This window comes from Bacillota bacterium, assembly GCA_040754675.1.
Classification (GTDB): domain Bacteria; phylum Bacillota; class Limnochordia; order Limnochordales; family Geochordaceae; genus Geochorda.
This window is the reverse complement of record JBFMCJ010000162.1, coordinates 1-8,186: the sequence shown is the minus strand read 5'-3', so window position 1 is coordinate 8,186 and position 8,186 is coordinate 1. Positions and strand designations below refer to the sequence as shown.

9 protein-coding genes and 1 riboswitch are annotated in these 8,186 nt (G+C 66.9%); of the genes, 3 read left to right on the top strand and 6 right to left on the bottom strand.

All coding sequences use genetic code 11. The features are described from left to right. The 4 genes from AB1609_10780 to AB1609_10765 all read right to left on the bottom strand — a co-directional run. A partial coding sequence (locus AB1609_10780) for a hypothetical protein (GenBank protein MEW6046952.1) occupies positions 1-423 on the bottom strand: 423 nt, incomplete at its 3' end. A gap of 18 nt (positions 424-441) precedes the next feature. Further along, positions 442-975 (bottom strand): DUF4402 domain-containing protein, encoded by a 534-nt coding sequence (locus tag AB1609_10775; protein MEW6046951.1) that lies wholly within the window; start codon positions 973-975, stop codon positions 442-444. 152 nt (positions 976-1,127) lie between these two features. Beyond that, complete coding sequence (locus tag AB1609_10770; protein MEW6046950.1) at positions 1,128-1,616, bottom strand: DUF4402 domain-containing protein; 489 nt, start codon at positions 1,614-1,616, stop codon at positions 1,128-1,130. Between the two features lie 176 nt (positions 1,617-1,792). Next, positions 1,793-1,881: riboswitch (cyclic di-GMP riboswitch) on the bottom strand. A gap of 346 nt (positions 1,882-2,227) precedes the next feature. Then, a complete protein-coding gene (locus AB1609_10765; GenBank protein MEW6046949.1) occupies positions 2,228-3,271 on the bottom strand; it encodes a peptidoglycan-binding protein in 1,044 nt (347 codons plus the stop codon). Positions 3,272-3,463: 192 nt separating this feature from the next. Between AB1609_10765 and AB1609_10760 the strand changes: the two genes are divergently transcribed. Together AB1609_10760 and AB1609_10755 are read left to right on the top strand one after the other, a co-directional pair. Beyond that, positions 3,464-4,657 carry a thiolase family protein gene (locus tag AB1609_10760; protein ID MEW6046948.1) on the top strand — a complete coding sequence of 398 codons (1,194 nt, stop codon included), beginning with the start codon at positions 3,464-3,466 and terminating at the stop codon, positions 4,655-4,657. 16 nt (positions 4,658-4,673) lie between these two features. Next, positions 4,674-5,663, top strand: coding sequence for an SCP2 sterol-binding domain-containing protein (locus AB1609_10755; GenBank protein ID MEW6046947.1), 990 nt, complete (start codon positions 4,674-4,676; stop codon positions 5,661-5,663). A 133-nt stretch (positions 5,664-5,796) separates the two neighbouring features. Here AB1609_10755 and AB1609_10750 read toward each other — a convergent pair whose 3' ends face one another. After that, positions 5,797-6,546: a hypothetical protein gene (locus tag AB1609_10750; protein ID MEW6046946.1), complete on the bottom strand. Its 750-nt coding sequence runs from the start codon at positions 6,544-6,546 to the stop codon at positions 5,797-5,799. Positions 6,547-6,702: 156 nt separating this feature from the next. Between AB1609_10750 and AB1609_10745 the strand changes: the two genes are divergently transcribed. Continuing rightward, complete coding sequence (locus AB1609_10745) at positions 6,703-7,632, top strand: aldo/keto reductase (GenBank protein MEW6046945.1); 930 nt, start codon at positions 6,703-6,705, stop codon at positions 7,630-7,632. Between the two features lie 37 nt (positions 7,633-7,669). Here AB1609_10745 and AB1609_10740 read toward each other — a convergent pair whose 3' ends face one another. Continuing rightward, on the bottom strand, positions 7,670-7,930 hold the full coding sequence (locus AB1609_10740) for a hypothetical protein (GenBank protein ID MEW6046944.1): 261 nt from the start codon (positions 7,928-7,930) through the stop codon (positions 7,670-7,672). Positions 7,931-8,186 lie beyond the last annotated feature (256 nt).

Genomic DNA, 8,186 nt, shown 5'->3' with positions numbered 1-8,186 from the left:
GGCCTGAAAGAGCAGGTGGGAACGGTACTCTCCCGGTTCAAGCCCGGCAGGCGTGCGCAGTTGCAGCCGCACGGTTTGCCGGCTGCCCGGAGGCAACACCACCATCTTCGGGGCAAAGTAGACCAACTGGTGCGCAAACCGTTCCCCCGGCGCCGGCGTATCAATCGGTTCGAAGCTCCCGTCCTCGCGCATCCGCCGCTGGACGAACATGATACGGTAGGTGGCGGTCTCGGTGCCGGTGTTGATGACGTTCACCGCACCGGTGCGCTTGTTGCCCTCGAAGACGACGCGGGTGGGGACCACCCTGAGCCCGGCGCCGTGCTCCGCGGCGCGGATCGACACCGGTAGCAGGATCGAGGCGGCAACGAACCCCAGCGCCACCAGGGGAGATCGTGAAAGCCACCACGACTTCCTGCCGATCACGTTCAGTCCGCCCCCTGCCTACTGGTAGTCGACCGAGACATCGAAGCTGCCCGAGTACGTTCCCGGGGCCTGGCCGGCATCGACGTGAAGCGTGGCACCAACGGTGAACGTGCCGTTGCCGTTCGCGTCGAGCGTGCCAACCCCGTCGGGGTCGAGGCTGCTGGTAAAGGTGTCGACCACCATGCTGTTGGTGCCACTTGCCAGGGTGGCGCTCAACGGCAGAGTGACCGTGTACGAGTAGCCGGGCTCGCCGCTGACGGTGAAGCTTGCGGCGCCATAACTCTCGCCGAGGGCGATGACGCCGCCCGACACCGTACGGGCCCCGGCAGGGTCGATCGTGACAGTACCCGACGTGCTACCGGGGACGATATCGCCGAACCGAAGGTCGGCGGACACGGAGACGGAAATGGCCGTCTGCGCGTTCACGACAGAAGAGCCTATGGCAAGCCCCACCATCAAGAGCACGACCCCTGCGACGGCTGCCCGTGCCAGGGAAAAGCCCCGGAAACCTGGAGGGGTGCCCTGCCGAGCACAATGAAGGCCAGACTGCATAGGCAACGGCTCCCTTGTACCGCTGAGCCGGGCCCGGACCGGCCCGATTCAGTCAAGCACCTTGCCTCCCCCACCGGAAAGGCGGCGGGAAGCAAGGCTTGGCCACAGGCTCAATCTCGGCGACAGCGATGAGGCGATTGCCCTCGCCACTCCTACTGGTACTCCACCGTTACATCGAACGTGCCGCTGTAGTCTCCTTTTTGTTGACTGCCCGCTACGTTCAGCGTGGCACCGACGTAGAGCGTGTCGTTGCCGCTGGCATCGAGCGTATAGGTTCCACTCGCGGAACTACTGGTGAAGGTGTCGACAGTCATGCTGTAGACGGTGCCGGCGGCGTCGGTATACGTGATGCTGGCCGACGTTGGCAAAGTGACCGTGTAGGTCTTGCTGGGTTCGCCCGTAAGCGAGAAGCTTGCCGCGCTGACGGTGCCACCCTCGGCCACAACGTCGCCTGTTGTTGTCCGAGCACCGGCGGTGTCCACTACTACCGTACCGCCCGTTGTGCCGACCGACACGACGCCGAAGCTGAGATCCGTGGACTTGGTGATAGTGAGCGCAGCCCACACGCTGGCCGTGGCGGTCGCGGTTGCCGTGGCGGCGTAAACTGCTGGCGCGCTCGCGAGCCACACCGCCGTCAGCAATGCAAGCCCTGCAAACCACGCCCTTCGAGAGCACATTCTCAACAGCCTCATCGATCCTTGCCCCTTTCCGCCCCGCGGCGGAGACCGGGAGAGGGCCTTTCGGACAGGAAAAAACCGCCCTGCCGGCGGCATCCCAAGATCGCCGCGGAGAAGGCGGCTTGCCCTCGGCGGCAACCTTCGGCAGCCCGGCCATCCTGGCCCCGCTCGGAGCTGTAGACCCGTGGCTTTGCGCCCCTGCCTTTCGGCAGGTTTGCCGTTTCGGATTGCCTAAAGTCTCCTTGTAATGGATACCCTAACCAGGCCGCCAGTCAACGGGGCGCTGGCGGCATGCCCATCCATCTCTGGCAATTTGTGCTTTTCTGTCGAAACAAGGTAACGCGCACGGAGTTTTTTGGCGCAGGGATGCACCAGACGTGTTACAAGCGGCCCGATGCGGCTTCTGACCATTCCCGGGGAGCTGGACGAGGCCGCAGCGATCGACCGTTGGGCGAAGTTCGCGGTCTGTCAAGTACGAGGGGCCGGACGACGAACGGGAGGAGTACCGTCCATGTCGCGGGCTTGCCTGTCGCGACTTATTCGTGGCCGCGCAAGCAGAGCATGAACCCCGGGGCTCACCGTCTCAGCCCCAGAGCCCGGAACAGGTCCGGGGTGGCCACCGGTAGCCTCGGGAGTCCAAACACCCTCTGGGCCTCCACGATGGCCCGCATGGTGGCCGGCCCCACGCGGGCGTCCGCCCTGCCCGGGTCGAAGCCGTGCTGGCGCAGCGCCCACTGAAGCAACGGGACGCTGAAATCCACGGAGCCCGGGCCGAGTGGCGTGTCCCAGGCGACGGGCGGCAGGACGCCGGTGATGGTCACGGGCGTTCCGTGGGGCAGCAGGTCATAGAGGCGTTCGACGTCGTGGTTGTACATGCGGATGCAGCCTGCACTGGCGTAGGTTCCAATAGACCAGGGTCGGTCGGTTCCGTGAATGCCGTAACTGCCGAACGGGATGTCGAGCCCGATCCAGCGAGTGCCGAACACGCCCTCCGCAAACCCTTTGTCCACGATTTTCCACTCGCCGACCGGCGTCATGGTCCAGGGTTTGCCGACGGCGATGGGCCACCGGCCCTGTACGTCCCCGTCCCGGTACAGCGTGAGGTTCAGGCGGACGGTGTCGACCACGGCCCAGTAGCCTCCGGGCTTGACGTCCGGGTGGAGGGGGACTCCCTCAGGCGGTGGTGCGGTGCGGGCCGCCTCCCGCTGCGAGCCGATGAGGTCGGAAGCCTGCTGCTCGAATGCCTGGGCCAGGGCCCGCCAGGTTTCGGGGCCCGCCACGCCGTCGGCCGGGAGCCCGTGCTGCCTCTGGAAGAGCCGGACGGCCTCGCGGGTATGGGGTTCATAGCGGCCATCGAGAGGGTGCGGGAAGAGCGCCAGAAGGCGCAGGCCCAACTGCAGTTCACGGACGTCCTCAGGCCGGTCCTCCTGGCCGGGGGCGCCGACTACCGACACCTCGCCGCATACCGGAGGACGTGCGGGCCTGGCCGAATCGGTGGCCGCCGCAAGCGGCACACTGAGCGACACGAGCCAGGCCGCACACCAGAGCCCGAAGCGCCAGATTCGGCTCTGCTCCCGGTCCGGCACTGCCTCCCGTACACCTGCGCCGTTGCCGTCCATGGGGACGGACCCCCAGGGCTTTTCCTATTCCGCCAGAGGCTCGCTCAAAACCGTCCGGCCGCCCGCTGACCTGGAGGCGGCGTTCGGCGCCGCCGCCCCTTGCCAGCCGGAGGAATCATCTCTCCTGCTCCCGAACTGCTCACCAGGAAAGCGTTATCAAACCCCCTATCGCCGGCGAAAGGAGTGGCAGCATTGCGCCGCGTTGGCATCGTGGGGGCGGCGGTCACGCCGTTCAAGGCCAGGTGGTACGAGAAGACGTACTACGAGCTGGCCCAGATGGCCACGGCCGCTGCGCTGGAGGACGCAGGCCTGGGCGTGGACGACGTGGACGGTGTGGTCTACGGCATCTACAACGACATCTTCCAGCGGGCCGCGATCCCCGAACACCCCCTGCAGGCCGTCATCGGGCTCGAAAACAAGTTCGGCGTCCGGGTGAGCAACGGTGGCGCCACGGGCGCCTACGCCATGTCGGTGGCGCACGCGTACCTTGCGGCGGAAAGGTTCAAGACCCTGCTGGTGCTGGGGGTGGAGAAGGCCACCGACTGCTTCGACTTCCAGTCCATGTCGGCAACCCCCGAGGTGATCAAGACCATCGGCTGGTCGGGCGATAGCTTCTTCGAGCAGAAGCTGGGGTGGACGGCCTCCGACAGCTACGCCGAGGTGGTGCTCGCGTACATGGACGAGCATCCGGGCGACCTGAAGCCCGAGATCACCGCGCAGGTGGCCGCCCAGCTCAGCCAGCAGGCCAGGGACAACGAGTTCGCCCAGCGGCGGTTCGACCAGGTCACCCCGGAGGAGGTGCTCAACTCCCGCATTGTCGTCTACCCGTTCAAGGAACTGGAAATCTGCGTCTATTCCGAGGGCGCCGCGGCGGTGATCATGGCCGAGGAGCAGACGGCCAAAGCCATTGCCCGCAACACCGGGAAGCCGGTCATCTGGGTGACGGGCGTCGGGGAGGCCAACGAGCCCTCCTTCGCCGGCAAGAACCACAAGATCATGCACCGCATCCTCTCTCACCACCTGGCGGCGAAGCGGGCGTACGAGATGGCCGGCATCAAGAACCCGCTCAAGGAGATCGACGTCATCGAGCTGCACGACGCCTTCGTCCACCAGCTCGAAATCAGCATGGCGGAGATGGGCTTTGTCCCGCTCGGGCGGGCCGACTCGGTGATAGAGGAGGGCCTGATGATGCCGGGCGGCCCCATCCTGGTCAACCCGTCGGGCGGGCTCCTGTACAGCGGCCATGCGGTGGGGGCCAGCAACATCATGTCGGCCTGGTCGGCCCGCCGGGAACTCATCCGCCGAGGACTTCGCCGAGCTCTGGTGCACGGCACCGGAAGCACCGTAGCCCAGTATGGCGTCGTGCTCATCCTGGAGCAGCGGTAGGGGAGGGGTCGGGTCAATGGCTGACGCCAAGGTAATCCCGCTCGAGGCCATTCCGGATGCACGTTCCGAGGTGGTGAACGTCGGCGGTCGCCCCTACCTTCTGCTGAACGACGCGATGTTCACCTTCTACCGGCGGAGCATGGGGGAGTTCTCGCCGTTCTTCCTGGCGCTGCGGGACGAAAAGCGCATCCTGGGCGCCCGGTGCACCAGGTGCGGGCTGGTCCGAGTACCGCCTTTCGTGACCCGGTGCCCGGACTGCGGCTTTGCCCCCACCGAGCTGGTCGAGGTGGGCGACGTGGGCCAGCTGGTCGCCACGCCGCCGGTGACGTACTTTGCCAACTCGCTGTTCCAGCAGCAGGTGCCGTTCGGGCGGGGGCGGGCGATACTGAGGGGCGCGGATACGGCACTCAGCGTCAACCTCTACACCACCCGGGGCATCCTGGTGCCGGGCATCTTCCGGAAGGGCACCGAGGTGAAGGTGGTCTTCCGTAGCGAACGCAAGGGTGAGATCACGGACATCTTCTGCGTCCCGACGGCGGAGCTGACGCCTGACCAGGTGGCGAAAAAGGGCCTGGAGGAGTCCGAACTCGACTGGGAGCGGGCGACGGAACCCCCGCTGCCCTCCGCCACGGCGCAGGATGCCGCGCGCTTCCACGAGATCGCCGCCCAACTCTCCGCGCTGGCGCGGGAGCTTTCGGCCAACGAGCGGGCGCGGCGGGACATCGCCAACTGGTGGCGCACCATCCTGGTGAAGACGACGGGCGGCACGCTGGTGATGAAGATCGCCAACGGCGACCTGACGGTTGAAGAAGGAACGGCCGCAGCTCCCGACCTGGTGATGGTCGTCGCCGACCCGGCCGTGCTGCTGAACGCGCTGGCCTACCGGGGCTCGCTCACGCAGGCCATCATGACCGGGAAGCTGTGGATCAGCAAGAACGTGGAGTTCACGACGGTCTTCAAGCTGGAACGCATGGCGAGGTCGCTGGCGCGCTCCAAGAAAGCCTGACCGCACCGGGTCCGTCGCCCGAGCCACAGCCGACGCGGAAGGCGAGGACCGTGTCAGACACCGTTTCGCCGCACAGAAGCCGCCGAGACAGAGACCCCGGGAGGGCTTTCCCGGGGCCTCTGGTTTCGTGCCGTCACTTCCCGTTCGGACCGCCCTTCGAAGCGTCACCGCCCTTGGAGCAGCAGCCCTGCTCGCCCTTGCCGGGTCCACCGCCGGGCGACCCGCCAGCTCCCTGGCCACCGCCGTTGGCTCCTGTGGTTGGGGCCTCACTGCGCTTGTCCCTGGTGGCCGCGGCGGCCACCTGGATACGAAGTTGTTCGATGACCGGCGACACCTCGGTCCGCGCCCGTTCGGGAAGCAGGCTCTGCACGGTTAGGGCCACCCGAAGGCGCTCCTCTTCCCGAACCCGCTGCTGCTCCCTGGACAGCGCCGCTTGTGGGCCGGACTTCGGCCCTCCGAGTACGCCGGCTACCGCGTGACCCAGGGCTCGGGGTTCGACGCCCAATTGGGCCGCGATCCCACCCCAACCAAGCCCTTCTTGCCGCAGCTTCAGTATGGCAGCGACCTGATCGGCCAGCGCCTGGCCTTCCGCGTTGGTGGCCAGGCTGTAAATGATGATGATTTCGCCAATCCCGAAGCCCTGCGCCCGAAGCGCCAGAAGCTCCTCGACACCGACATCGAAGTAGGTAGCAATCTGATCGAGGAGGACCGCCTCCCCGCGGCCGATCTCGCCCTGGGCCGACTCCTCGGTGCTTTCACCAGGCGGCACGGTATCCTCTGCGAAGGCCGCGGTAGAGACCAAAACCGAGGCTGCCAACAGGGGAGCCATCCACGAAAGCCGGAGCCTCATGGCTCCATTGCGGCGCGCACGAGCGGACGTCATGCGCCCTACCGACCTCCCTATCATCTCCACCGTCCGGAAACCCCCTATGTACTTCGGGGTCGCCTGCCGCAATCCTGGGGGCCAGGATCGCCCCGGAGCAGGTGCAACGGTGCCGGGCCTCGTAGGAGTGCGTACGCGCTGGAGGGGGTGTGCGCCGTGAGCTGTTCGATGCCGGCCCTGGAGCGGAGGCTACTCGGCCGGACAGGGTTTGGGGTAACTTTCATCGGGTTCGGCGCCCTTGAGATAGGAAGGGATTGGGGGCTGGGAGACGAGGTCCAGCGGCGCCGCCCGGACGAAGCGGCCGCCGCCCAGGTGCTGAACGGTGTGCTTGACCTCGGCATCAACCTCATCGACACGGCCCGTGCCTACCACCTCAGCGAGGAACGCGTCGGCCGCGCTATCTCGCACCGGCGCAGCGAGTTCATCCTGGCCAGCAAGTGCGGTGAGCATTCGGCCGATCCCGGCACGTACTACGACTTCAGTTACGAGGCCGTCAAGGCGTCCATCGACATGAGCCTGCGGCTGCTCCAGACCGACCGGATCGACATCATGCAGATCCATTTCGGCCCCGACCCCGAGCGGGTGCTCGCGGAGGGCGAGACGTTGCGGGCGATGCGGGAGGCCCAGGCGGAGGGCAAGGTGCGGTTTCTGGGCGCGTCGCCGCCGACCCATCTCATCGGGCCCTGTATCGAGCGCGGCGTTTTCGACGTCCTGCAGGTCGAATACAGCTTGCTGAACCCGGCGGCGGGCCGGCTCATCGAAGAAGCCGCCCGGCGCGGCATAGGGGTGCTGGTGCGGGGCGGGCTTGCGATGGGCCGGTTGACCGGCAAGGCCCGGGCACTGGCCGCGGCCGACACGGGGCTGCAGCGGCGGCTGGCCCCGTTCCTCGACCTCGTTGACGGCGACTGGGATCGCCTGCCGGAGGTCGCCCTGGCTTTCCTCTACACGTCACCCGGGGTCAGTTGCGTGCTGGTCGGGTCGAAGAGCCTGGACCACGTGCGGGCCGCGGTCGAGATCGCCGGGCGGGGATTTGCACCGGAGTTTCTTGAAGCCGTGCGGGAAGCCGTGGGCCGCGTGGCCGCTTGAAGCAGCCACGAGGCCGAGCAGGCAGCCAGGGGCGAAGCTACCAGGCTTCTTCCGCCTCCCTGGCCGGTACGTAGCGATACATGCCCTTGGTCCGGCCTCGCCGTTCGACCCACCTGGCCCGGACCAGCCTTCGCAGGGACGCCATGGCCCGCGATGAGGCCGACGTGTCGCTGAGTCCGAGGGCCACGCCCACGTCTCTGGCGCTGAGCCAACACGGGTACCAGGTTGCCAGTATCTGGAGAACCCGGATGTCGCGGGGTTTCAGGATGGTTCGGGCCGGCAATAACAGCGGGGGCACGCCTCGCCACCTCCGTCGTGCGTGAGGAACTGGAAGTCGGTATCGTCTCACCACAGAAGTCGAGAAAGGCGAGTCGGGTACGGCAGGAGTGCGGTTTGGATCTGACACCCAGGCGGCCGGACCTCAGCTGTGACGCCCGGTTCAACTGGGATGCCGGCTCCTTCCGTGTTGACGGATGAACGCGAGGATACCATCAGCAGCCGGAAATCCGGGCGTGCCGCCCAGATAGGTGGTGGCGACCGCACCGCAGGCATTC

Excerpts from the sequence above, each read along its gene's own strand:
- AB1609_10775 (MEW6046951.1), bottom strand. The coding sequence starts at position 975 with ATGCAGTCTGGCCTTCATTGTGCTCGGCAGGGCACCCCTCCAGGTTTC.
- AB1609_10765 (MEW6046949.1), bottom strand. The coding sequence starts at position 3,271 with ATGGACGGCAACGGCGCAGGTGTACGGGAGGCAGTGCCGGACCGGGAG.
- AB1609_10755 (MEW6046947.1), top strand. The coding sequence starts at position 4,674 with ATGGCTGACGCCAAGGTAATCCCGCTCGAGGCCATTCCGGATGCACGT.
- AB1609_10750 (MEW6046946.1), bottom strand. The coding sequence starts at position 6,546 with ATGACGTCCGCTCGTGCGCGCCGCAATGGAGCCATGAGGCTCCGGCTT.